This window comes from Arthrobacter sp. 92, assembly GCF_050260325.1.
Taxonomy (GTDB): domain Bacteria; phylum Actinomycetota; class Actinomycetes; order Actinomycetales; family Micrococcaceae; genus Arthrobacter.
In genome coordinates this window covers 2,122,210-2,145,231 of record NZ_CP189863.1, presented here as the reverse complement: position 1 = coordinate 2,145,231, position 23,022 = coordinate 2,122,210, and the positions used below count along the sequence as shown (strand labels likewise).

Below are 23,022 nucleotides of genomic sequence, written 5' to 3'. Positions count from 1 at the left end.
AAGGCCAATCCCGCGATGCCAAGACTTCCTATCGTCCACGCGACTAAGCCGCGACCGGCAAGTCCTTGCCCTGCTAGCACTGAGAGTGACAAGAACGACAGCACGAACACGGCGAAAAAACACCAAAGCCCCGATCCGCAGCGGCGCAGGAAGTGTCCGAAGACTATCTGTCAGTTCCATGCCGTGTGGGTCCCGCCGCATTGTGAAGGCTTCCGGAATTGGCCGCTGGTTGGGAGCCTAGATGTATTGTCCACGGACGTTAGGGACGCCCGGCGTGGATAGGTGACAAAAAGAAGACCTCCGAGTGGAGTGGGGCTTGTCTAGAGTCCGATCCACAAGGAGGTCTTCAATGTCCCATGCTAACGCGCTCCTGACGCCGAAGGGCAGGCTCCGGCTGGCTAGGTGCGTTGTCGAGGACGGGTGGTCCCTGCGCCGTGCTGCTGAGCGGTTCCAGGTGTCGGTGGCAACCGCGGCGAGGTGGGCGGCCCGTTACCGGGAGCACGGTGAGCGCGGGATGGGTGATCGTTCCAGCCGGCCCGTCAGCTCCCCGCAGCGGACGTCCGTGCGGCGGGAGCGGCGGATCATCGCGCTTAGGGTCAACCGCCGGTGGGGTCCGGCACGGATCGGCTTTCTGCTGGGGATCCATCCGTCCACAGTGCACCGGGTTCTGTCGAGGTTCGGGTTGGCGAGGCTGTCGTGGATGGACCGGGCCACAGGCCGGGTGATCCGCCGGTACGAGCACCACAGCCCCGGGGAGCTGGTCCACGTGGACATCAAGAAGCTCGGACGGATCCCGGACGGCGGCGGCCACCGCGTCACCGGCCGGGCCGCGGGTAATAAAAACAAGACCGGCACGACGGCGAACCGGCGACCGGGCTACGCCTTCTTGCACAATGCCGTTGATGACCACTCTCGGCTTGCCTATACCGAGATCCTGGCCGATGAGAAGAAGGACACCGCAGCGGGGTTCTGGGAACGCGCCAACGCCTATTTCGAATCGTGCGGAATCGTAGTCAAAAGGGTGTTGACGGACAACGGCTCCTGCTACCGCGCCCACGCCTTCAAGGACGCGCTGGGCCCGGACATCAGCCACAAACGCACCCGCCCCTACAGGCCCCAAACCAATGGCAAAGTCGAACGCTACAACCGCACCATGCTCGACGAATGGGCCTACGCCAAACCCTATGGATCAGAAACCGAGCGTGCTGCCGCTTTCGCTGACTGGCTCCATCATTACAATCATCACCGAGGCCACACTTCACTCAAAGGTCAGCCACCGGCCAGCCGTGTTACCAACCTCTCAGGTCAATACACCTAGATGCGGTGCGGGCACTTGTCATTGGCCTCCACCTGGGGAAAACTCCGGCCGCTGCTTGTCCAAAAACACCGGGTCTCCGGACCAACTGATATTGGCTGCCTAGATGGCGGAATTTTGCAGTTATCGACCTCGTCCGAGTCGGCAGAATACGCCTCACCCGGGAATGCCGCCCCTTTACCGAACTACTCAACGGCCCGCACCGTCCGCTCAGGTTTCCCACAATGGGACGGCTCTTGCATGCGCGAGCCCGTCCGTCGCCAGCCTCCACTGTCTGCGCGCAATCCTTGGCGCTGGTCAGCAAGGTCGTAGGTGGTCCTCGTTCAGGCCGTCTCGGCGGTCCTGAATCGGGTTGACATACTCACCTGTCAGGACCTTCGACCCTTCTTCCCCCTCGTCGCTACCGCCAAACTAAATGGTCAGCCATAGATCGGAGAAGCCATGCCCCCGCACTGCGACTCATTGGATGGTCCCGTCGTGACCGCTGCGCGACAGGCACTCGAGGCCGCCGACGTCGACCTCGTCCTGCCCTTCGTCCAGCCCGACGGGGAGGCAGAGGTTCGTACCATGTTTAACACGGTGATGCCGGTCCGGGGCCTGGCCCCGGGGGCCCGCGAGGTGGCCGACCGCCTCTTCTTCGAGACTGTTGTCCGCATACACCGCGTTGGGGAAGGCGCCCCTTACACGGGGCTGAAACCTGCCGGACTCTCGGTTGGGCCGGTCATCCCGCTCGCCGAACGTGCCGTCGCGACCGGCTCAGCAGATGAGGTCCAGACCTTCCTTACGGCAGCGCTGCGCGACGAGCTTAGGCGGCGGCTCGAGCTCGTCAACACCCTGAAGGCCGCCAGGGACCGCTCCACCGACGATGCCAGGCAGTACATCGAGGCAATGCTCGATTTCGAGGTCTACAGTGACCACGTATTCCGGTCACTTGGCACTGCGGGGCACAATGATCTCAAGCAATCCGAGTTCGGGCATCACGGCTAGGCTGCGTCCGGCTGCTGACAGAAAACCCGAATCCGAGGCACTGGCAAGCACTCCCCGGCTGCCTGGGCATTGACGCGCCGACGATTGCCACCAGGTCAGACCGGCAAGTCCCAGCAGTTCCAATGCCGCAGCGAGTGCCGCCTGAAGGATCAGCTTCTCGGGAATCGCGTCGAACGTCGTACCGCGGATCTGCACCGTACGGCAGTCGGCATCGCCGCACACGGAACAGCAGGGGCTGCTCCCCACCGTCGCGCCGAGCCAATCCTCCATCGGCCGACCCGCGATCCAAATGCGGTTGGACTCCGCGGGGTTTGCTTGCAACGTCGCCTTGTCGACGCCTTGTCACCGTCACGGGCCAGATTTCCCTGGAGCGGCTCGTAGCTGCCGAACCGCTTCGGCACTGCCTCTGGCAAGTACTGCCGGGCAAGATTCAGATACTTCTGTGGGAAATCGTCTCGGACCTCATCCATGAGGTGGTACCAGCGCACCTCCACCGTGTCGACCATCATGTCTCGTTCGGGCTTAGTCGCCGCGCGGGTGCTGGTCTTGGGCCAGATCTCTTCCGTCTGGGCATCCATGGCCGCGCCGTTGCCTTCCTTTGCCAGGCGCTTGGCGAACCGGACAGCGTGCGGGATGGACACCGGATCGGTGCCTTCAACCAGGACGCTGTACATGACGCCCGCACCCAGGACGGCAGCCGTCACTTTCATAAGAATCATCCTCCGGCTCGACGAGGTAGGGGCCTTCAAGCGTAAAGCAGTATGCGGCTATCTTGCCGCGGAGGATGTGCCAATTCTGAGGGCCACCAGTGCTACCGCCGGTGCTTTCCTCCAACTGCAGTCCCGGCGAAGCATTCACGAGAGCAGCGACCGCTTCAGGATCCAGGGCTTCCGGCATGTACACGTCAAGGTCATATGACATGACCACAGGCTAGATGTGTTCAATCCTCCATCAAAACCTGACCAGACGGTGGTCTAAATGCAGTCATTATTTGGACGCTACTCCGTTAGTAAGCTGTCTTGGAAAACAACAGCTTTTCGAGACACTGCCCTCGGCACCTGCCGGGCCTGCATTTGCCTCGCAGAGATAAATGGCGGCCTTTCGCAGCGCTATTTGTCACCCTTCCGGACGTAAGGGGATGGCTACCCGGACCCAATCACCAGTGGCTCATGTGGCGTCCTGCCGGGGCCTGCCTATCTCTTGGCGGCGAAGTGTCGTATTTTCAAAATGTCAATGGCCATCAGTTTCTGCCCACCGGCGGCCAGTGAATGTGCCCGCTGGCTTGAATTCTAGGGGTCGTTGCAACGCCCGTGCTTAGCTGGCTATCAGTAAATCACGTAGACGCTCGGCTGGGGTGTCCCAGTCCAGTGTCTTGCGTGGTCGGGCGTTGAGTTCCTGGGCGACGTGCTCGAGGTCCTCTGGCCCGTAGGCGTTCAGGTCCGTGCCTTTCGGGAAGTATTGGCGCAGCAGCCCGTTCGTGTTTTCGTTGGATCCGCGCTGCCAGGGGCTGGCGGGGTCGCAGAAGTAGACGTCCATGTCGGTGGCGATGCTGAATGCCTTGTGTTTGGCCATTTCGGCGCCCTGGTCCCAGGTCAGGGATCCGCGCAGGTGCGCCGGCAGGGTGGCCATGGTCTTGATCAGCCCGTCGCGGACCGATTCGGCGGTATGGTCCACCGGTAGGTGCACCAACATCACGTAGCGGGTGGTGCGTTCGACCAGGGTGGCGATCGCCGACTGGTTGTAGGCTCCGGTCACCAAATCCCCTTCCCAATGGCCTGGGACGGCGCGGTCTTCGACCTCGGCGGGGCGTTCGGAAATGTTGATCATCGGATCCCGGAAACGGCTGGTGCGTTCCTCGGGCTTCCTGTGCTGCTTGCGGCGGGTCCGGCCGCTGCGCAGGGCCTCTTTGACCTCGCGTTTGAGTCCGCCGCGGGCCTGAAAGTACAGGGCCTGGTAGATCGTTTCGGGGCTCACGCGCATCTGCTCGTCATCGGGGAAGTCCTTGATCAGCGCCTTCGAGATCTGTTCCGGGGACCAGCGGGTGAGGAGCTTGGTCTTCACGTAGTCGTGCAGTTCCCCGGGTTCTGCCAGCTTACTGTCCTTCTGCCGTGCACGGGCCGCCGTGGCAGCCCGGTGAGCACCGTAAGGCCGGTAACCAAGCACCGGGTGGCTGTTGCGCTTGATCTCCCGGCTGATGGTTCCCATGGACCGGCCCAGCGCCCTGCCGATCGCCCGCATGGAGGTCCCGTGGGAGCGCAGATCCGCGATCCTCTCCCGCTCCTGCAAGGAAAGGTAGCGGGCGCTGATGGGCTGCTCCAGAGCTTCCAGCGCCACCGCGGCGGGTGCTGGCTCCGTCGCTGAGGCTGGCAGCTCCGGCGCTGCCGCTGCCGTCCGCTCTGGTGCCGCTGCAGGGGCCGGCGGTTCCGCGAATGTAGTTCTCACTTCCTGTTTATACGGCAGATCAGCTGCTTGACCTTGGGCCGCGGCCGTGTCCTTTGCAGCCTGTTGCCGGTCCCACACGTAGGAGCTCTGTTTGCTGGCGCCGACGGCGAGGGCGGCGTCCCTCCGGCCGGTTCCTTCCCGGCGCAGGCGCAGGTAGTGAATCTGCTTCGCCGATGGGCCTCGCGTACCGACGGAGACCAGACCGGCGGCCTTGGCCCAGTTGTGGCAGGTGGAGTGGTTCAGGCCCAGTTGCCGGGCTGCCGCGCTCACGTTGCCGACTTCGCGCAACAGACCCAGGAACTCCTCAATCACCGCCGTCGGGTGGCGCTGCGCCGGAACAGGCTTCACAGTCCTCGTGGCCCGTGGTTTTCTCGCGGCAGGATTGACCTTGCCGGCCCAGTTATGCGCGGTGCTGATGTTCAATCCCAGCTCCTGGGCCGCCGCAGTGATGGTGCCGGTCCTGTCCAGAACGGCATAGAAGTGGTCCTTGTCCGCCTGGCTGTACTGGCGCTGCGGCCTGATCCCGGCAGCGTTCGCCCACTTCTGGCAGGTACTCCTATTGATGCCGAGCTCCTGAGCCGCCTCGGCGACAGTTCCCAACCGCGCCACGGCGGACAGGAAATCCTGTCTTTGCGCACCGGTATGAGACTGCTGCTGACGCTTCACGGCAGCCCCAGACCAAGGCGCCGGTTCTTCCGGTAAAGGAGATTTTTCCCTTAAGGAAGGACTATTTTCTGATGGTGATTCCATGGGTGTTGCGACTCCCGATTATTCGGGGGTGTTGCAACGTTCACTAGAACTCGCCTGGTGGCCAGCAAAACTGCCCGGTGATGGCCAATAGATCTGCCCACTGAATGGTTCGGCGGGATCGGCCATCTTCGGGTCGTGTTAGTTCAGTTGGGTGACTCCTTTTCCGGCGAGGGCCTGGGTGAGGCGGATGGAGTCGCCGCTGGTTTGGCAGACGTGGGCGTGGTGCAGGAGCCGGTCCACGGTGGCCGTGGCGAGGGTTTTGGGCATGAGCTCGTCGAAGCCGGCCGGGTGCAGGTTCGAGCTGATCGCGACGGAGCGTTTTTCGTAGGCTGCGTCCACGACCCGGTAGAGGCCTTCGGCGGCGTCGGTGGCCACGGGTAACAGGCCGATGTCATCGATCACCACGAGTTCGGCGCGGAGGATTCTGGCGACCGCGCGGGTGACGCTGTCATCGGTGCGGTGGGCCCGGATCAGGGCTCCGAGGTCCTCGAGCCGGAACCACGCCACGCGCATCCCGGCTTCGACGGCCTGTTGGCCGAGGGCTTCGAGGAAGAACGTTTTCCCGGTCCCGGAGGGTCCGCAGACGACGAGGTTTTCCCGCCGGGTGATCCATTCCAGCGTCCGCAGTGCCTGCTGGGTCGGGGCCGGGATCGAGGAGGCTGCGGGGTCCCAAGCGTCGAATGTTTTACCCGTGGGGAAGCCTGCTGCTTTGCGGCGGGTGGCGAGCATGGACCGGGCCCGGCCGGCTGTTTCTTGGGTGAACAGGGCCTTGATGACCTCGGCCGGTTCCCAGCGCTGGGCTCGTGCGGTGGCGATGAGTTCCGGGGCGAGGGCCCGGGCGTGGGGCATCTTCAGCTGGCGCATCAGCGCTTCGAGGTCTGCCGGCAGTGCCGGGGCGGTGGTGTTCGTGGTGGTGACCGGGCTCATCGGTTCTGCTCCTTCGGCGTAGCGAACGGTCCGGCACCCATAGCTGCCCAGGCGCCGGTGCCCTGGGTCAGGGACCGGGTCTCGTCCGCGGAGTGGGCGGTGGTGCGTTGGATATTGGCGTTCAGTATCGAGGCGAGGTCCGGGTGGGCGAATCGGCCGTGGACTGCTGCGTTGCCCAGGGCTTTATCAACTTCGGCGGTCCCGGCGATTTTGGCCAGGGTCACGGCCTCGGCCATCTTCACGTTCATCCTGGCAGTGCCGGCCGCCGCGGCCTCCAGAAGCCAGGTCTTGGCGCCCTCACCGATGGCCAGGAACTCGGCCTCGCCGGCGTTGCGGGCCTTCACGGCATAGTCGCCCGGGATTCTGGTCCTGGTCCCGGGGAAGTGCTCATCGATGATCGCGGGGCTGCCGGGCCTGGCCCGGCCGTGGCGTGCGACCTCGATCGGACCGGACGGGCCGTGGTGGACGATGACGATCTGTTCGTCGGGCCCGGTGCCGTGGCAGCGGACGAACACCCGGGCTCCGAGCAGGTGCGCGGGCACGGAGTACTGGGCGTTTTCGAAGGTGACCATCGGGGTGTTCTCCGGAACGGTGCGGGCCAGTCCGAACGCGACCGTGTGCGCGGTCTCCGGGATCCGGTGCAGGCGGGATGCCTCGTCTGCCAGCACCGCGGCCGGCTTACGCCGAGTGGTGCGGTGCTCACGGTTGTTCACTTCGTCCATGAACGCCTGGCAGGCGGCCTCGAGCTCGGCGAAAGAACCGTACTCAGGCCGGAGGTTAGTGTCCTTCGGCACGAGGTCGGCCTTGGCCAGTTTCACGGACGCTTCGACTCCACCCTTCGTGGCGGGGTCCGCGGGCTGGCAGGTCAGCACGGTGATCCCGTAGTGCCGGGCGAAGTCCAGGGTCTGCTGGTTCCGCACCGGGACCCCGGCGACATGCGCGGTGGTGACGGTTTTCTCGTTGTCCGTCAGAACATAGGTCGGTGCCCCGCCCAGGATGCGGAAGCAGCGGTCCAAGGCGGCGAACACGCTCGGCGCGGTCCTGTCCCGCAACGGGATCACGATCCGGAACCGGGAGAACGCCAGCCAGGCCACGAACAGGATGGTCTTCACCCCGCCCACGCGTGGCCCGTCGCCAAAGTCATACTGCAGCCACATCCCTGGCTCTGTGATCCATGGCCGGTGAACGCGGGTGTGGCCCAGCCGCCATGCGGCTTTGACCTGCGCGATCGCACGGCGGGTGGACCGCTCCGACCCCGCATAGCCCAGGGCGAGGAGCCTCTCGTGGGCCTTGTCGGCGCGGATCCGTCCCTTGGACGCCTCGATCCATTCCTCAATTTTGGGCAGGAATACGTCCGTGACCCGGGGCCGGAGCGCCGGTTCGGCGATTGGCCGGCTGGCGTCCCGGGCCGCGACATGTCTGGCAACAGTGTGGTGCGAGCATCCAGTGAGCTCCGCCGTGGCGCGCAACGATCCGGTCAGATCGTAGGCAGCAAGAATTTCCATGATTTCTCCGTCATGCTTCATACAGGGCCTCTTCCTGGGCGACATTTGATGCGACTAGACACCGTCATCAAATCCCGGGGAGAGGCCCCCGCCGCTTAAGACGCGGCAGGTTCAGTAAGGAAGTGGGCAGATCTGCTGGCCATCACCGGGCAGTTTTACTGGCCACCAGGGCGAGTTCTAGTGAACGTTGCAACACCCCCGAATAATCGGGAGTCGCAACACCCATGGAATCACCATCAGAAAATAGTCCTTCCTTAAGGGAAAAATCTCCTTTACCGGAAGAACCGGCGCCTTGGTCTGGGGCTGCCGTGAAGCGTCAGCAGCAGTCTCATACCGGTGCGCAAAGACAGGATTTCCTGTCCGCCGTGGCGCGGTTGGGAACTGTCGCCGAGGCGGCTCAGGAGCTCGGCATCAATAGGAGTACCTGCCAGAAGTGGGCGAACGCTGCCGGGATCAGGCCGCAGCGCCAGTACAGCCAGGCGGACAAGGACCACTTCTATGCCGTTCTGGACAGGACCGGCACCATCACTGCGGCGGCCCAGGAGCTGGGATTGAACATCAGCACCGCGCATAACTGGGCCGGCAAGGTCAATCCTGCCGCGAGAAAACCACGGGCCACGAGGACTGTGAAGCCTGTTCCGGCGCAGCGCCACCCGACGGCGGTGATTGAGGAGTTCCTGGGTCTGTTGCGCGAAGTCGGCAACGTGAGCGCGGCAGCCCGGCAACTGGGCCTGAACCACTCCACCTGCCACAACTGGGCCAAGGCCGCCGGTCTGGTCTCCGTCGGTACGCGAGGCCCATCGGCGAAGCAGATTCACTACCTGCGCCTGCGCCGGGAAGGAACCGGCCGGAGGGACGCCGCCCTCGCCGTCGGCGCCAGCAAACAGAGCTCCTACGTGTGGGACCGGCAACAGGCTGCAAAGGACACGGCCGCGGCCCAAGGTCAAGCAGCTGATCTGCCGTATAAACAGGAAGTGAGAACTACATTCGCGGAACCGCCGGCCCCTGCAGCGGCACCAGAGCGGACGGCAGCGGCAGCGCCGGAGCTGCCAGCCTCAGCGACGGAGCCAGCACCCGCCGCGGTGGCGCTGGAAGCTCTGGAGCAGCCCATCAGCGCCCGCTACCTTTCCTTGCAGGAGCGGGAGAGGATCGCGGATCTGCGCTCCCACGGGACCTCCATGCGGGCGATCGGCAGGGCGCTGGGCCGGTCCATGGGAACCATCAGCCGGGAGATCAAGCGCAACAGCCACCCGGTGCTTGGTTACCGGCCTTACGGTGCTCACCGGGCTGCCACGGCGGCCCGTGCACGGCAGAAGGACAGTAAGCTGGCAGAACCCGGGGAACTGCACGACTACGTGAAGACCAAGCTCCTCACCCGCTGGTCCCCGGAACAGATCTCGAAGGCGCTGATCAAGGACTTCCCCGATGACGAGCAGATGCGCGTGAGCCCCGAAACGATCTACCAGGCCCTGTACTTTCAGGCCCGCGGCGGACTCAAACGCGAGGTCAAAGAGGCCCTGCGCAGCGGCCGGACCCGCCGCAAGCAGCACAGGAAGCCCGAGGAACGCACCAGCCGTTTCCGGGATCCGATGATCAACATTTCCGAACGCCCCGCCGAGGTCGAAGACCGCGCCGTCCCAGGCCATTGGGAAGGGGATTTGGTGACCGGAGCCTACAACCAGTCGGCGATCGCCACCCTGGTCGAACGCACCACCCGCTACGTGATGTTGGTGCACCTACCGGTGGACCATACCGCCGAATCGGTCCGCGACGGGCTGATCAAGACCATGGCCACCCTGCCGGCGCACCTGCGCGGATCCCTGACCTGGGACCAGGGCGCCGAAATGGCCAAACACAAGGCATTCAGCATCGCCACCGACATGGACGTCTACTTCTGCGACCCCGCCAGCCCCTGGCAGCGCGGATCCAACGAAAACACGAACGGGCTGCTGCGCCAATACTTCCCGAAAGGCACGGACCTGAACGCCTACGGGCCAGAGGACCTCGAGCACGTCGCCCAGGAACTCAACGCCCGACCACGCAAGACACTGGACTGGGACACCCCAGCCGAGCGTCTACGTGATTTACTGATAGCCAGCTAAGCACGGGCGTTGCAACGACCCCTAGAATTCAAGCCGTGGGCATTTTCGTGGCCGCCTACGGGCAGTTTTTCATGGCCGCTAACACAAAATCCAAGCGATCTCGGGGGAACTTGGTCTAGTTCCTGGGAGCATCCGGGCCACCATCGCGACGCAACGCCGCGTCCCCGGCAAAGGTCACGAACCGTAGATAAGCGTCACGCGAACCTGATTCGGGAACTTCCTGGAGGCTGGCGAGCAGATCGTGAAGAGGCATGCTGCCATCTTGGCGCACAAGATAACGAACAACTCAATGCCACGACAAAGGGACTGGTGTCGGTTGTCGAGTCACGCCCGTTAGACGGTCGATCACCGTGCCGCGGAAGCCCGCCGCCACGTTCCGCGCCGTTGCTGGCCTAGGCCTGCGACTCGCAGCGATAAATGGCGGTCTTTTTGCAGCGCTATTTGTCACCCAACAACCCGTAGGGGAATCGGCGGATTCAAGCGGTGTTCGTGGTTCAGTGGAGGAGTTCTGCCCCGAGGGTGTCCAGCGCATCCATGATGACCGCAAGCCGTTCATCGGTGAGACCGGGGAAGGCAGCGCGGATTGCACTCGTGATAGGTCTCCGCCCGCGGGACTGGAAGTCGTTCGCCTGAAGGGCCGGGTTGATCGAGATGAGGCTGCGGCGCCGGTCCGCGGGGTCGGCTTCTGTCCGGACAGTTCCCGCGGTACCCATGCGGACGATGGTTCGTGATACGAAGCTTTGAGCCAAGCCGGTGCGTGCGGCGATCTCACCGACGGACGTGCGGGGGTGATAGGAAATATCTTCTGCGATGGCCAGCTGTCCTGTGGAGACGCGTGGTTCCCCGGGGTCGGCGGTGGCCGAGACCGCGATCTCCCGAAGAGCCCTGGCCAGGCGATGAAGTTCTCCAGCATACATGTGACCATCTTAGAACCCTGGTGATGCATATCTAGTGATCGACATGGTAGTGTCGTTCCCTAGGGATATATCCCTAGGGCTGGAATTGATGGACGCGGTACAAGACTACCCGTCGATCCCGGCTCCCGCAAGATGTTCAGGAGGAATCGATCATGCAAGAAGCGCTCATCGTCGGTGCGGTGTTCTTCGGTTACATGATGCTGACGCAGTTCGGCCGGCGACGCTGGACGTGGCACAAATGGCTGCCCCCGGTTGTGGCGATTCCCGTCTTCGTCGGGATCTACTTCGCCAAGGCTCCCCATACCTGGCAGGACGTCCTTGCCTACGCCGCCTGCGGTGTTCTCGGGCTGGCGTTCGGAGTGCTCGCCATCGTCTTTACCAAAATGTATCGGTCCGGGACAGACGGGCGCCTCTACACCCTGTGCGGCGTCGGATTTGCAGTCACGTGGCTGGTTGCGATGGGATTGCGCGTTGGGTTCGTTTGGGCACTGCAAAACATTGACCCGTTCCGGACCGGGTTCGGCAGGTTCATGGTGGAAAACGACATCGCCAAGGACGCGATCGCGCCCTGCTTCGTGATCCTGCCCTGCGTGATGATCAGCGTCCGGATCATCGCACTGGGTCTGCGCGCCCGCCGCTTCCCACCTCACGACGACCGCATGACCGCGAGTACCCATCGCCTCGCAGAGGGCCAGCCCGCTCCCTCCCCCTCAAATGGGCGCTGATCGAGTGCCGCCGCACGATGACTTCGCAGACCTCGTGGGCCGACACGGACATGTGGGAGGCCTACTTGGCGCGAGTTCCGATCTCCTGAATGGCCCCATCGGGGTGATCCTCGGAATCGCAGTCGTCCTTTACGTCCTGATGCGCCGGCTAATCGGTCAGCAGGCCGAAGGCAAGCGGCTGCTCCTGCTGCCCGCCATCCTCATTCTCGTCGGGCTGCTCCAGACCGCGAGAACGGAGATGTCACAACTGAACGTAACCTTCCTGCTGGTGACCGCTCTGGCCAGCACCGGCCTCGGCGCACTCAGAGGCAGCACCGTTCGCATTTACGCTCACGATGGCATCGCGTGCCTGCGCTACACCTGGCCGACCATTGCGCTCTGGACCGTGAGTGTGGGCATCCAAATCGGCGCTCACATCTTCAGCTCCTCTCTAGACCCCAAGGGCGGTGCAGCCACCCAGAGCGCCGTGCTCATCACCGTCGGAGCCGGTCTCCTCGCCGAAGGACTCGTCGTGCTCCACCAAGCCATACGGCATCAACACCGCGTTATCTGGCAGCAAGGCAAAAACGGAGCACCGTACACCACCTCACCGTTCCTCGACCACCTCCAGCATCACCATCCAGGATGATCCTCACCCGAAGACGCACGTAGGCCGGTCGATCAGCGTGCCGCAGAAGTGCGCCGCCATGTTCCGCGCAGCTGCTGTGTGACTTTCGGCGGTAAATGGCGGTGTTTTCACAGCGCTATTTGGCGCACACCTGAGCCCGGAAGGGGATCCCTTACCGGGCCGTTTGGGATGCCGTGGTGCTCAATGTCATCATCCGATGCGCTGACGGGTGCCCCCCACTCACGTTCTTTGCCGTCGTTGAGCTAGAAGCCATCGGTCGAACTCGGCGGTTGAAGACAGAACCTTGAAGCTCAATGGAGGACTGAACCGGCCCTTGATTCCGTAGCGCTTCCCCACCAGTTTGTTCATCCGGCCCATGAGGTAAATAGATCGGGCAGAGGCAGGGACCAAAACGGCGAAGCCAAGACCTGCGCAAGCGATTCCCAGAGCGGGCAGACCAACCAAGTTGAAGACAACAATTCCCAGTGCCAAAACCAGGACCAGAAGGTACCCGTATCTAAAAATCCGCTTTCCATCCTCAAGCGCGTCAACCGCTTCGGGGTCGAGCCGGCCCTGCCATTTTTCCTGTTCGCTTCCGAAACGCGTGGGGCTGGTTCTCAATGAAAAGCGCGATTTCATGACCATCATGAAAGACATTCTCCAGCCGTTGTCTCCGCCAGACCGTAACCATCCAATGCCATACCTCCGTTGCCTGGCATCATTGAAAGATGCTAGGCCCTAATGATGGGCGCTTGGCGCCCTCAAAGGAACACAGCCGGGACTGCTGAAGGTTTAGTTGACAGCTTGACCTGCCCCAGGGATTGGTTACCCCGGGAAGAATGAGCCTCAGGCTGTTTGGGATGGGTTCTGGCAGTGTAGCTCGTGCTCGATCGGAGTCCGATAGTCCAGCCGGAATGGCGGCGCTGACGGTTGTAGAAAATCTCGATATAGTCGAAGATCGCGTTGGCCAGGTCCGTCCGGGTCTTCCAGCGTTTCCTGTTCAATAGCTCGATCTGCATGCTGGACCAGAAGGACTCCATCATGGCGTTGTCATACCCGTCCCCAATCGTCCCGAACGAGGGCATCAGGCCGGCTGAGCGGATCTTGTTGGTAAAAGCCCAGGACGTGAACTGGACGCCATGGTCGGCATGGACGATGCCGCCCGGGACGGGTCGGCGGTTTTTAATGGCCATGTCCAGGGCGTTGACGACCAGGACAGAGTCCTGGCTGGTGTCGATCGGCCACCCAACGATCCTGCGGCTGAAGGTGTCCATCACGGCACAGCAGTAGACCTTGCCCTCCCTTGTCGGATGCTCTGTGATGTCCGTGACCCAGAGCTCGTTCGGCGACAGACGGTGGAATTTACGGTGGACGAGGTCATCGCTGGTGGCGATGCCTCGCAGGCGTTTGACCTTGGCCGGCCCGGGAAGGCCGGCAATTCCGGCCAGACTCATCAGCTCTGCGACCAGATGCTCGCTGACGCGCACGTCCATGCCCCGCGTCAGTTCGGCATGGATCCGGCGGGACCCGTAGGTTCCGCGGCTGGCGGTGTGGACCTCCCTGATGAGCCCGGTCAGCCACTGCCTGCGCATCCGGGTCGGTGACATAGGCCGGTTCCGGTACTTGTAGTAACCGGGACTGCTCACGCCCAGCAGCCGGCAACAGACCTTCGCGGGAAACCCGGCACCGGTAAGTTCTCCGATCACCGGGTGGATTCTTTTGGGTCGGGCCGGTCCTCACCGAGCAGCTTCGCTGCACGCTTGAGGATCTCTACTTCCGTTTCCAGCTGACGGATCCTCTTCCGCGCTTTGGCCAACTCGGCGCTCTCCGGAGTCGTCAGTCCTGGGCGTTCGCCACGGTCGATCCGGTCCTGACGGACCCAGTTGTGAAGGCCGCCCTCGCTGATGCCCAGTTCGGCGGCCACTCGGCTTATCGGTTTGCCGGCCCGGACCAGGGCGACTGCCCGTGCGCGGAATTCCGCTGGATAGGGTCTTGGCATGTCTGAAAGCCTCTCAGCGAGAGCCCAAAACTCAAACCATTTCGGGTAACCAATCCCTGGGGCAGGTCAAAGTGTCAATCAAACCTTCAGCAGTCCCTTTTCATGGCTGACGGGCAGATTCTCGAATCCGGAGAGCCCAGCGTCGTCCTGCGCACCCCGCAACATGCTCGGACGCAGAAATTTCTGCAGGCGGTGATCGGCAGGTGACCGGATTCCTGGGCGCAATGCAGATCATTGCCGGGGGCTTGGGAACAACGTTCGTTCTGACCGTTTCCAGCTTCATCATAGGAGGGGTCTTGGCATTTCCCCTGGCGATGGCCAGAGTAGCCAAGAATCCCTTTCCGCGACTGTTGTCCGGAGCCTACACATCGATCGCCCGCGGCATCCCGCCGATCGCGTTGTCTTCTTCTTCGGCCTGGGTCAGCTCGGCCTGAAGCTGAACAGCCTGACGGCCGCGATTGCTGGACTGTCGATAATTTCGGCCGGCTACCTGGCTGAAATCTACCGATCCGGTCTGCTTGCCGTACCGGCAGGCCAGCGAGAAGCATCTACGGCTCTGGGCTTGTCCTCGTCGATTGCACTTCGGAAGGTCATTGTCCCCCAGGCCATTGTGACCGTCCTGCCAATTGCCATTGCCTTCTTCATTGGGCTGCTGAAGGACTCTGCCGTAGCGTCAGTCATCGGTGTTCAGGACGTGACAGCCTTCGCCCTGTCGCTCAGCCGGCGTGAAGCGGACAGCTTCGGGGTTTTCCTGGCCGCCGGAGCCCTATACCTGATTATCAGATGACGCCGACCACAAAACCTTCGAACTCGTCGCCGAGCACGGCAGCGAACAGACCGACCTCACCGCACTCTTCGGCGCCTTGATACCGGACTCCGGTGAGTCTTTGGGTGCAGTCGAAGACGAGGTCGACCTACCGGTCACCAAAGAACCCGAAACGTTCCGTCATGACCTCGCGACGATTTCGGCTGGAAACCGCAGTTCGGGGACCTAGCCTCTGCACTCCTGACTTCGTAGACGTATGCAATACGCGGAAGTGCGCCCGGGCAATTGAGGCCGTACCTCGGGACGCACTCCTGGCGCCTTGGTGCGTCAGGGGGTCGGACGTATTGCCGTATCCGAGCTGTAGGAGGTGATCTGGGAGGCGGCCCCGCTATCGAGAACTTTCGAGTGGGTGGTCGATGCGTCGAGAACGACATGCTGGGAGGGGACGTCGCTGACCACGTGGTTAAGCGCGACCACGTTGGCATCTCCGCCGGCGATCAGGATCTGTGTCGGTTGGGCGCCGGCGGGGGCGATGTTGGCGGGCGGGACGTTGTAGGCGAAGAAGTTGTCGGAGATGAGGTTGTTGTCTCCCGCGACGTGGACGACTCCGTAGAGGTCGTCGAGGCCGTTGCCGCGGCCGATGAACGGCGCATACCCCTCGTTGGTCCGGCGGATGTGGTTGGCCGTGATGAGGTTTTCCTTGCAGCCGTTCAGCAGGCGGAGCATGCCCGGGTAGAAGCCCTGGAGCCTGTTCGAAGTGATCGAGCACCGGTTGCAGCCGGTGAATTCGATGAGGCTGCGGCCTCGGGGGAAGAGGTTGTTGCCCGTGACGAGGAGGCCTTCGTGGTTCTCGGCCAGGAGAGTGACTCCGTCAGGGCCGGCGCCCATGTGATTGCCGCTGACAATTGTCGCCTGCCCGGCCCCGGTGAGCTCGACGCAGTTGCCACATTCGGCGATCATGTTATCGCTGACGCGGAGCGCGTCCGCGCCGCGCACGATCAGGGCATGTTCGAGATAGACGAATCCCATTCCGGTGATGTGGAAGGAGTCGTTATCGGAGGCAACTTCGATTCCGGTCTTGCCGTTGTGGTAGCTGTTCTTCTCGGGGGTGAAACCGACTCCGTCGAGGCAGAAGTCCCGGAACACGATTCCTGAGAGACGCGGATCCCCCGCCCGCTTGACGAGGAACGCCTGGGGCGCGCTCGGAGAGGTCAGGACGCGGATGTGGCTGGCTCCGGGCTGGAGGTTCTGCCATCCGGTCGGGTTCGAGTTGTCAAGGATGCTTCGGGAGAAGAAGCCATGCCCGAAGCCTGCGATTGTCAGGTAGCTCACATCGACGACAACCTGGGTGTGCAGATCGTAGTCGCCCGGAGGGATGATGATCGCGGCTCCGGGACGCGCGTCCGGGGACGACTGCCGCTGCTTGATGTCGGCAATGATGTCGTTGATGACCGCCCCGATGTCGGACTGCGCGGTAACGCCCGGGTGCGCCTTGATCCGCCATGTCGTTACGTCGTACGTGTTGGGCGAATTGAGTGGTGCCCCTTGCTGGCCGTCGGCCGCATTAGCGTTCTGCGTTGTTCCGAAACTCAATGCAGCCGCAAGCGTTCCGGCGGCTCCTGCGCCGATCAGCCGGCGGCGGCTTGGAGTCGGATTTTCTTGATTCTTGCCGGTTACCACGGGTTCTCCTCTGTGAGATAAGACTGCTGTTGTTCAGAATCGGGTACTGCCGGGCTGGGCAGCCGAATACCTGACTGTCCTGGTCATCCGCGTCGGCGGCATGACGCTTTTATTCCGGGAAACGCCTGATGTCCCACGTGGACTGATGCCACAACTGATATGCCAAACCGTTTGGGCCAACGAAAGATGACACTAGAAGTACGGCAAGCCAGCTGTCAACGCCAAAATCTGGACAGAAGTTTTTGGCACACCCGACCGCCTCTGCCAATCATTTGTGACCCTTGACACCCTCCGTCCTCTATGCCTAGTCTTATGCCAAGTCGTTTTGGCAAAACGGTTTTTCACATGTCACTCAATCTTTATTTCCGTTCCCGAGAAAGGGAGTCGACAGCGATGTCCTCTCGAAAAACAATCTCCAGGCTTGCCGCTCTCGGCGGTCTTTCAACTGCGGTGATCCTAGCCGCGACCGCATGCGGCGCAGGGGGCCCGGCGACGTCCGGGGGCGCGGCGAGCAACTCCATCAACGTCCTGGTGGAGGCGGGCGGACATGCAGAACTGCAGCCCATCGCCGACCAGTGCAAGAAGGACACCGGGATCAGCGTCAACTTCGTTGAACTCCCTTATGACGGCCTCTTCAACCGTCTCTCCAGTGAGTTCTCCTCCGGCGCTGTCTCCTTCGATGTTGCGGCTCTTGACTCCGTCTGGCTCCCCAGCTTCAAAGACGCCCTGCAGCCCATCGATGAGCTCTTCACGGAGGAGGCAAAGAAGGACATCTTCCCTTCTCTTGTCAAGGAAGCCAACGTCAATGGCCACTTCATCGGCATGCCGGCGTGGACCAACGCCGAGATAGTCCTCTACCGCAAGGACCTTTTTGAGGATGCCAAGAACAAGGCCGACTTCAAGGCCAAGTACGGTTACGACCTCGCCGCGCCGAAGACCTGGCAGCAGTACCAGGACATCTCCGCCTTCTTCACCAAAGACGGCATGTACGGCACGGACGTCAAGGGAGGCGTCGAAACCGAGTACCTCGCCCATGTGCTTCAGGCCGGATCGCCCATGGTCCTGGACAGCAACAACAACGTCGTGATCGACAATGCGGCCCACAAACAAGCACTGGATTTCTACACCAGCCTCGTCAAGGACGCCCCGGCCGGGGCGGCCCAGGTCGACTGGGCCGCCGCCCAGAATCTCTTCAACCAGGGCAAGACAGCGATGACCCAGTTCTGGGCCCACGCGTACCGGCAGATCCCCAAGGACTCCCCGGTCTACGGCAAGGTCGGAACGGCCCCGATGATCGGTGGATCCGCCGGCGTTGCCGGTGTTCCCGGCCCTTGGTACCTCTCGGTGCCCAAGGCAACCAAGAACACCGACGCCGCCAAGAAGTTCGTCAAGTGCGCCTTCGACCACAATGATCTTGCCATTCAGTCAACCCTTGGCCTGGCAGCACGAATCTCGGCCTTCCAGAAATATCAGGACCAGCCGGGCTACGAGAGTTTCAAACCGCTGATCGAAACCCTTAACGCTCCCGCGACGGCAACCCGCCCGCCAACGGCAAAGTGGCAGCAGATCGTTGACACCGTCCTGGTTCCGATGCTCCAGAAGGCCGTCGCCGGTGGAGACAGCACGGCCTTGCTGGCGGACGCCAAGTCCAAGATCCAGGCCCTGATCAAGTAAGCCCTTCGCGGCCGGCACCCGCAATCAGCGGTGCCGGCTGCGGAGATCCACCAAACAGAAGAGAATCCCGTGCGTATCCCTGATCGCCGTTTCGCGCTGTTCCTGATGACCCCTGCCGCCGTTTTCCTCGCGGTGTTTGTGGCCTACCCGCTAATCCGGCTCATCACCGACAGCTTCTACAAAATTTCCCCCAACGTCGGCGGCACCCGCGAATTCATTGGCGTGGCCAACTACGTTGAGGCTTTCAGCTCCGAAGCCTTCACCGGCGCCGGATGGCGGACCCTCGCGTACACCACCATCGTCGTCACCCTCGAATTCACCCTGGGGCTCGGCATGGCCCTGCTGTTCACCATGCTGGGCAAACGGTCACAGATCTGGCGGACAGTGTTCCTGTATCCGCTGATGATCGCCCCGATCGTGGCCGGCCTGCTCTGGAAGTTCCTCATGATCGACAACTTCGGTCTGATCGGCACCCTCCTGCACCAGGCCGGCATCCTGGAGAACCCGAACCAGATCGGCTGGCTCTCCAACCCGGACATCGTGCTGTTCTCCGTGGCCGTTCCGGATATCTGGCTCACAACCTCGTTCATGTGCCTGGTGCTCTTCGCCGGGCTCCAGAACATCCCCGGAGACCTCATTGAAGCAGCCCGGTTGGACGGCGCCAAGGCTCCGGCGCTGCTGTTCCGCATCATCCTTCCCCTAATGCGGCCAGTGATCGCCGTCGCCCTGGTGGTCCGCGGCATCGATGCCGCCCGGGCCTTCGACACGATCCTCATCCAGACCAACGGCGGCCCCGACTCCGCCTCGGAGACCATGAGCCTGCTGATCTACCGGACCATGATCCGATTCGGCGATCCAGGCCTGGCCAGCGCCATGGGCACCATCTACCTGCTCGCGATGCTCGGCGTCGCATTCTTCGCCGTGACAACCATCTGGCGGCCTGGAACGGACACCTGATGAGCACCGCCCAGACCCCCGACGAGGGCGCCTTGTCGACTCACGTCGTCCCCTACCGGCCACGCCACGCAGGCGTTGCAGCACGCGTCTCCGCAGCGTATGACAGGAGCAAAATCCCTTTGGCTACCGCAACAGCCCCGCCATTGCCTACCACCGAGGCTCCCGCAAGTACCCCCAAGCGGCGCCGCCGCTACAACGCGGAAGGCCTCGAGGCCGCAAAGCGCGGCACGCGGACCCTGCTCTGGATCCTGCTGGCCGCGGCCATGGTGCTCTACAGTTTTCCGTTCCTGTACCTGCTGTTCACGTCATTCAAGACTCCGATCGACACCATCGCGGTACCGCCCACCATCCTGCCCCGGGAATGGACGCTGGAGAACTACACCAACGCCCTTGGCCGCAGCGGGGTCCTCCCGTCGTTCATCAACAGCGTCCAGACGGCCATCATCAGCACCATACTGTCCCTTGTGCTCGCCATCCCCGCCGCCTACGGCATCACCCGCTACAAGACCCCCAGCGGCAGGGTATTCATCATGGCTGCCCTGGTCACCAGGATGGTCCCGCCCGTCGCCATCGGCATCCCGCTCGCGTCCATGATGGCCGGTGTTGGTTTGGCCGACACTCCGATCGCACTGTCGATCGCCCACACCACCATCTCCCTGCCGCTTTCCATCTGGCTGATGTCCAGCTTCTTCGAAGCCGTTCCGCAGGACCTGGAGGAAGCGGCTACGGTGGACGGCTGCAGCCGGCTGGGCGCCTTGTGGCGGGTGGTCATTCCGGTGGTGTCCGGAGGCATCGCCGTCACGGCAATCTTCGCCTTCCTCGCGTCCTGGAATGAGTTCCTGTTCGCACTGCTGATGACCGCCGTCCGGTCCCAGACCACCCCGGTGGTTATCGCCAACTTCCAGACCCAGTTCGGACTCGACTGGGGATCCATGACTGCGCTTGCGGCCGTGTTCTCCATCCCGGTCATCCTTCTCACGCTTCTCTTGCAGCGCAAGATCGTCGCAGGCATGACGCTCGGCGCCGTCAAGGGCTGAGAAGCCACAGCACAAAGGGGAAGAACCTATGTCAAGCAACAACTACTACGACGTGACCACCTGGCCCGTCGGCAACCCGTCCGAGGACGTCGGTGAAGTAATTAACAGCATCATCGCTGACATCAAGGACCGGCAGACGGTCACCGATGCGAGCAATGGAGGAAAGCCAGGCGCGGTGATCTACATTCCGCCCGGGGACTACCACCTTCGTACGCAGGTAGTGATCGACGTCAGCTTCCTCAGGATCCATGGCTCGGGACACGGCTTTACGTCCTCGAGCATCCGGTTCAACGTTCCTGAAGACGAATGGTCCGATTTGCATGAGCTGTGGCCCGGAGGGAGCCGCATTATCGTCGACATTCCCCTCGGCGGAGACGGGGAGGAATCCAAGGGAGCCGCCTTCTACGTTGAGCGAAGCGGGAGCCCGCGGATCAGCTCGGTCGAGTTCTCCAACTTCTGCATCGACGGGTTGCACTTCAACTCGGATGGCTCGGGGATGCATCCGGAGAACACCTACGTCAACGGCAAGACCGGTATCTATGTCGCGAACGCCAATGACTCATTCCGCGTAACTGGCATGGGGTTCGTCTACCTTGAGAACGCGCTCACTATCTACAACGCGGACGCGCTGTCCGTTCACGACAACTTCATCGCTGAATGCGGAAGCTGCATCGAGCTGCGCGGGTGGGGACAGGCATCAAAGATCACCGACAACCTGGTCGGAGCAGGGCCCAAGGGTCACTCGATCTACGCCCAGAACCATGGCGGGCTCCTGATCACCGCGAACAACGTCTTCCCCCGTGGTGCGAGCAGCGTCCATCTTGACGGCGTCACGCGTTCAAGCGTCACCAACAACCGTTTGCATTCGTTCTACCCGGGGATGGTGATTCTCGCAGCGAATAGTTCGGAGAACCTCGTGGCCACAAATCACTTCCTGCATGACCATGAGCCCTGGACGCCCTTCCTGGGAGTCGACAACGGACTGAACGACCTCCACGGACTTCTCTGTGTCAGCGGCAGCAACAACTCTGTCATCGGCAACCACTTCTCCCAGATCATCGACTCACAGAGCATCCGGCCGACAGGTGCGACGCCTGTCATCATCCGGCTGATGGCCGGGGTTGGCAACTTCGTCTCCAACAACCACGTGGTGGCGATGGACGTTCACTCCAAGTCAAGTGACGACTGCTTCTCGGCTCAGGTGGACGCCCTGTTGACGACCGAGGCATCCGACGGCCTCGCCGTTACGGCCGTCATGGTCGATTCCGAATCAGCCCGGAATACGATCCTTGATTCCGGACGTGACGCCCAAGTTATCGCAGACAGGGCTGTCAACGCCTTTAGGGCCACACCCACGGTCGGTTTCCAGGCGGCACACGCACCACTTGTGGCCCAGTAGCCCGCTCAGGCCCGGCGAGCCCCCGGGGATCGCCATTGGGACGAACAAAACGCACGCAGCAATTACCCGGACGTAGAATCAGCATCAACATAAGGACGTGAAAGACCAATGAACAAGTCGGTCGGCATCAAGGACGTGGCAGCCGCAGCCGGCGTCTCCGTCACGACGGTCTCCCACGTCCTCAATGACGTTGCCTACGCCCGGGTGGGCGTGGAGACGAGGGAACGGGTCCACGAAGCGGCGCAGCGTCTCGGATACGGCCCGAACCGGCTGGCGCAGGCCCTGCGCACCCAACGTTCGGGCATGATCGGGTTCATCAGCGAGGAAATCGCCACCACCCCGCACGCTGGCCGGATCATTTTGGGGGCCGAGGAGACGGCCCGTGCCCGCGGGTACCGCATCATGATCATCAACTCCACCACCACCAGCTCCCAGGATTCCAGGGAAAGTGATGTGGCGGATCTACTGGACCGGCAGGTAGACGGCATCCTGTACGCCACGATGTATCACCGCAAACTGGCCGTCCCCAAAAACCTCGTCGGGCTCCCCGCTGTCCTGGTGGACTCTGAAGACATCAGCCACACCGTTTCCTCCGTCATCCCCGACGAAGTAGCCGGTGCGAGGTCGGCCGTACAAACCCTGATCGACGCCGGACACACCCGCATCGGCATGCTCAACAACACCGACGACGTTCCGGCCACCCACTCCCGGCTGAGGGCCTTCAAAGAGACACTCGCGGACGCCGGGCTGCCGTTCCACGAAGAACTGGTCCAGTCCGAGCATTCGGAGGTGCCCGGCGGCTACCAGGCGGCCCTGCGCCTCCTGAAACCCCAAACCCGGCCCACGGCCGTCTTCTGCTACAACGACCGCATGGCCATGGGCGCGTACCGGGCCGCCGGGGAACTTGGCCTTAGGATTCCGGATGACATCTCCTTCGTCGGCTTCGACAACCAACAACTCATCGCCGAAAACCTCTACCCCGCGCTGACAACCGTCGCCCTGCCCCACTACGAAATGGGCGCCTGGGCAACCGAAAACCTGATCGACGCCATCGAAGGAAAAACCGACCTGCAGCTGTTCGCCGCTCATCCAACCCTCCTTCCCTGTCCCCTGGTTCTTCGCGATTCCGTCGCCTCCCCAATACATAAGAACGCTTCCAGTAGAGCGGCACCGGACTCTCCTACACACGCCAACACCTGACCTCGAGCGCGTCCAATAACAGACGCGCCCACC

General features: G+C 62.6%; 20 protein-coding genes and 2 pseudogenes. 13 read left to right on the top strand and 9 right to left on the bottom strand.

Annotated features, from left to right (window positions below; all coding sequences use genetic code 11):
* Positions 1-349 precede the first annotated feature (349 nt).
* Positions 350-1,318 carry an IS481 family transposase gene (locus ACP4XC_RS09815; protein ID WP_427171285.1) on the top strand — a complete coding sequence of 323 codons (969 nt, stop codon included), beginning with the start codon at positions 350-352 and terminating at the stop codon, positions 1,316-1,318.
* A 474-nt stretch (positions 1,319-1,792) separates the two neighbouring features.
* A complete protein-coding gene (locus ACP4XC_RS09810; RefSeq protein ID WP_427174746.1) occupies positions 1,793-2,302 on the top strand; it encodes a DUF6448 family protein in 510 nt (169 codons plus the stop codon).
* Here ACP4XC_RS09810 and ACP4XC_RS09805 read toward each other — a convergent pair.
* Positions 2,243-2,626 (bottom strand): annotated as a pseudogene (locus ACP4XC_RS09805) (DUF2703 domain-containing protein); the annotation flags it as partial. The gene ACP4XC_RS09810 and the pseudogene ACP4XC_RS09805 overlap by 60 nt on opposite strands.
* A 144-nt stretch (positions 2,627-2,770) precedes the next feature.
* Here ACP4XC_RS09805 and ACP4XC_RS09800 point away from each other — a divergent pair.
* On the top strand, positions 2,771-3,220 hold the full coding sequence (locus ACP4XC_RS09800) for a hypothetical protein (protein WP_427174744.1): 450 nt from the start codon (positions 2,771-2,773) through the stop codon (positions 3,218-3,220).
* A 396-nt stretch (positions 3,221-3,616) separates the two neighbouring features.
* On the opposite strand, the gene ACP4XC_RS09795 is transcribed toward ACP4XC_RS09800, so the two are convergent.
* The 3 genes from ACP4XC_RS09795 to istA all read right to left on the bottom strand — a co-directional run bounded on the left by ACP4XC_RS09795 (position 3,617) and on the right by istA (position 7,947).
* A complete protein-coding gene (locus ACP4XC_RS09795) occupies positions 3,617-4,891 on the bottom strand; it encodes an IS30 family transposase (RefSeq protein ID WP_427175064.1) in 1,275 nt (424 codons plus the stop codon).
* A 741-nt stretch (positions 4,892-5,632) separates the two neighbouring features.
* The gene (istB, locus tag ACP4XC_RS09790; RefSeq protein ID WP_427174742.1) at positions 5,633-6,421 is read right to left on the bottom strand and encodes an IS21-like element helper ATPase IstB; all 789 of its coding nucleotides are present in this window, start codon (positions 6,419-6,421) and stop codon (positions 5,633-5,635) included.
* Positions 6,418-7,947 carry an IS21 family transposase gene (istA, locus tag ACP4XC_RS09785; RefSeq protein WP_427174740.1) on the bottom strand — a complete coding sequence of 510 codons (1,530 nt, stop codon included), beginning with the start codon at positions 7,945-7,947 and terminating at the stop codon, positions 6,418-6,420. The genes istB and istA overlap by 4 nt, the downstream gene beginning before the upstream one ends.
* A gap of 806 nt (positions 7,948-8,753) precedes the next feature.
* Between istA and ACP4XC_RS09780 the strand changes: the two genes are divergently transcribed.
* Positions 8,754-10,028: an IS30 family transposase gene (locus ACP4XC_RS09780; RefSeq protein ID WP_427175064.1), complete on the top strand. Its 1,275-nt coding sequence runs from the start codon at positions 8,754-8,756 to the stop codon at positions 10,026-10,028.
* Between the two features lie 115 nt (positions 10,029-10,143).
* Here ACP4XC_RS09780 and ACP4XC_RS09775 read toward each other — a convergent pair whose 3' ends face one another.
* Both ACP4XC_RS09775 and ACP4XC_RS09770 read right to left on the bottom strand, forming a co-directional pair.
* Entirely contained in the window at positions 10,144-10,281 is a 138-nt protein-coding gene (locus tag ACP4XC_RS09775) for a hypothetical protein (protein WP_427174738.1), read from the bottom strand.
* A gap of 241 nt (positions 10,282-10,522) precedes the next feature.
* The gene (locus tag ACP4XC_RS09770; protein ID WP_427174736.1) at positions 10,523-10,945 is read right to left on the bottom strand and encodes a MarR family winged helix-turn-helix transcriptional regulator; all 423 of its coding nucleotides are present in this window, start codon (positions 10,943-10,945) and stop codon (positions 10,523-10,525) included.
* Positions 10,946-11,097: 152 nt separating this feature from the next.
* On the opposite strand from ACP4XC_RS09770, the gene ACP4XC_RS09765 reads away from it, so the two are divergent.
* Positions 11,098-11,670 carry a hypothetical protein gene (locus ACP4XC_RS09765; protein WP_427174735.1) on the top strand — a complete coding sequence of 191 codons (573 nt, stop codon included), beginning with the start codon at positions 11,098-11,100 and terminating at the stop codon, positions 11,668-11,670.
* Entirely contained in the window at positions 11,660-12,298 is a 639-nt protein-coding gene (locus ACP4XC_RS09760) for a DUF1453 domain-containing protein (protein WP_427174734.1), read from the top strand. The genes ACP4XC_RS09765 and ACP4XC_RS09760 overlap by 11 nt, the downstream gene beginning before the upstream one ends.
* A gap of 219 nt (positions 12,299-12,517) precedes the next feature.
* On the opposite strand, the gene ACP4XC_RS09755 is transcribed toward ACP4XC_RS09760, so the two are convergent.
* Together ACP4XC_RS09755 and ACP4XC_RS09750 are read right to left on the bottom strand one after the other, a co-directional pair.
* Complete coding sequence (locus ACP4XC_RS09755; RefSeq protein ID WP_427174733.1) at positions 12,518-12,925, bottom strand: hypothetical protein; 408 nt, start codon at positions 12,923-12,925, stop codon at positions 12,518-12,520.
* A gap of 198 nt (positions 12,926-13,123) precedes the next feature.
* Positions 13,124-14,276, bottom strand: a pseudogene (locus ACP4XC_RS09750) (IS3 family transposase).
* A 203-nt stretch (positions 14,277-14,479) separates the two neighbouring features.
* On the opposite strand from ACP4XC_RS09750, the gene ACP4XC_RS09745 reads away from it, so the two are divergent.
* Together ACP4XC_RS09745 and ACP4XC_RS09740 are read left to right on the top strand one after the other, a co-directional pair.
* On the top strand, positions 14,480-14,710 hold the full coding sequence (locus ACP4XC_RS09745; RefSeq protein ID WP_427174731.1) for a hypothetical protein: 231 nt from the start codon (positions 14,480-14,482) through the stop codon (positions 14,708-14,710).
* Positions 14,644-15,063 carry an ABC transporter permease subunit gene (locus ACP4XC_RS09740; protein WP_427175077.1) on the top strand — a complete coding sequence of 140 codons (420 nt, stop codon included), beginning with the start codon at positions 14,644-14,646 and terminating at the stop codon, positions 15,061-15,063. The genes ACP4XC_RS09745 and ACP4XC_RS09740 overlap by 67 nt, the downstream gene beginning before the upstream one ends.
* 306 nt (positions 15,064-15,369) lie before the next feature.
* On the opposite strand, the gene ACP4XC_RS09735 is transcribed toward ACP4XC_RS09740, so the two are convergent.
* Entirely contained in the window at positions 15,370-16,722 is a 1,353-nt protein-coding gene (locus ACP4XC_RS09735) for a NosD domain-containing protein (RefSeq protein ID WP_427174730.1), read from the bottom strand.
* A gap of 393 nt (positions 16,723-17,115) precedes the next feature.
* Here ACP4XC_RS09735 and ACP4XC_RS09730 point away from each other — a divergent pair, with 393 nt between their 5' ends.
* The 5 genes from ACP4XC_RS09730 to ACP4XC_RS09710 all read left to right on the top strand — a co-directional run bounded on the left by ACP4XC_RS09730 (position 17,116) and on the right by ACP4XC_RS09710 (position 22,989).
* Positions 17,116-18,396: an ABC transporter substrate-binding protein gene (locus tag ACP4XC_RS09730; RefSeq protein WP_427174729.1), complete on the top strand. Its 1,281-nt coding sequence runs from the start codon at positions 17,116-17,118 to the stop codon at positions 18,394-18,396.
* 69 nt (positions 18,397-18,465) lie between these two features.
* The gene (locus tag ACP4XC_RS09725; RefSeq protein ID WP_427174728.1) at positions 18,466-19,353 is read left to right on the top strand and encodes a carbohydrate ABC transporter permease; all 888 of its coding nucleotides are present in this window, start codon (positions 18,466-18,468) and stop codon (positions 19,351-19,353) included.
* A gap of 113 nt (positions 19,354-19,466) precedes the next feature.
* Positions 19,467-20,390 carry a carbohydrate ABC transporter permease gene (locus ACP4XC_RS09720; protein WP_427175076.1) on the top strand — a complete coding sequence of 308 codons (924 nt, stop codon included), beginning with the start codon at positions 19,467-19,469 and terminating at the stop codon, positions 20,388-20,390.
* Positions 20,391-20,418: 28 nt separating this feature from the next.
* Positions 20,419-21,789 carry a NosD domain-containing protein gene (locus ACP4XC_RS09715; protein ID WP_427174727.1) on the top strand — a complete coding sequence of 457 codons (1,371 nt, stop codon included), beginning with the start codon at positions 20,419-20,421 and terminating at the stop codon, positions 21,787-21,789.
* 108 nt (positions 21,790-21,897) lie between these two features.
* Positions 21,898-22,989 carry a LacI family DNA-binding transcriptional regulator gene (locus ACP4XC_RS09710; protein WP_427174726.1) on the top strand — a complete coding sequence of 364 codons (1,092 nt, stop codon included), beginning with the start codon at positions 21,898-21,900 and terminating at the stop codon, positions 22,987-22,989.
* Positions 22,990-23,022: the final 33 nt, after the last annotated feature.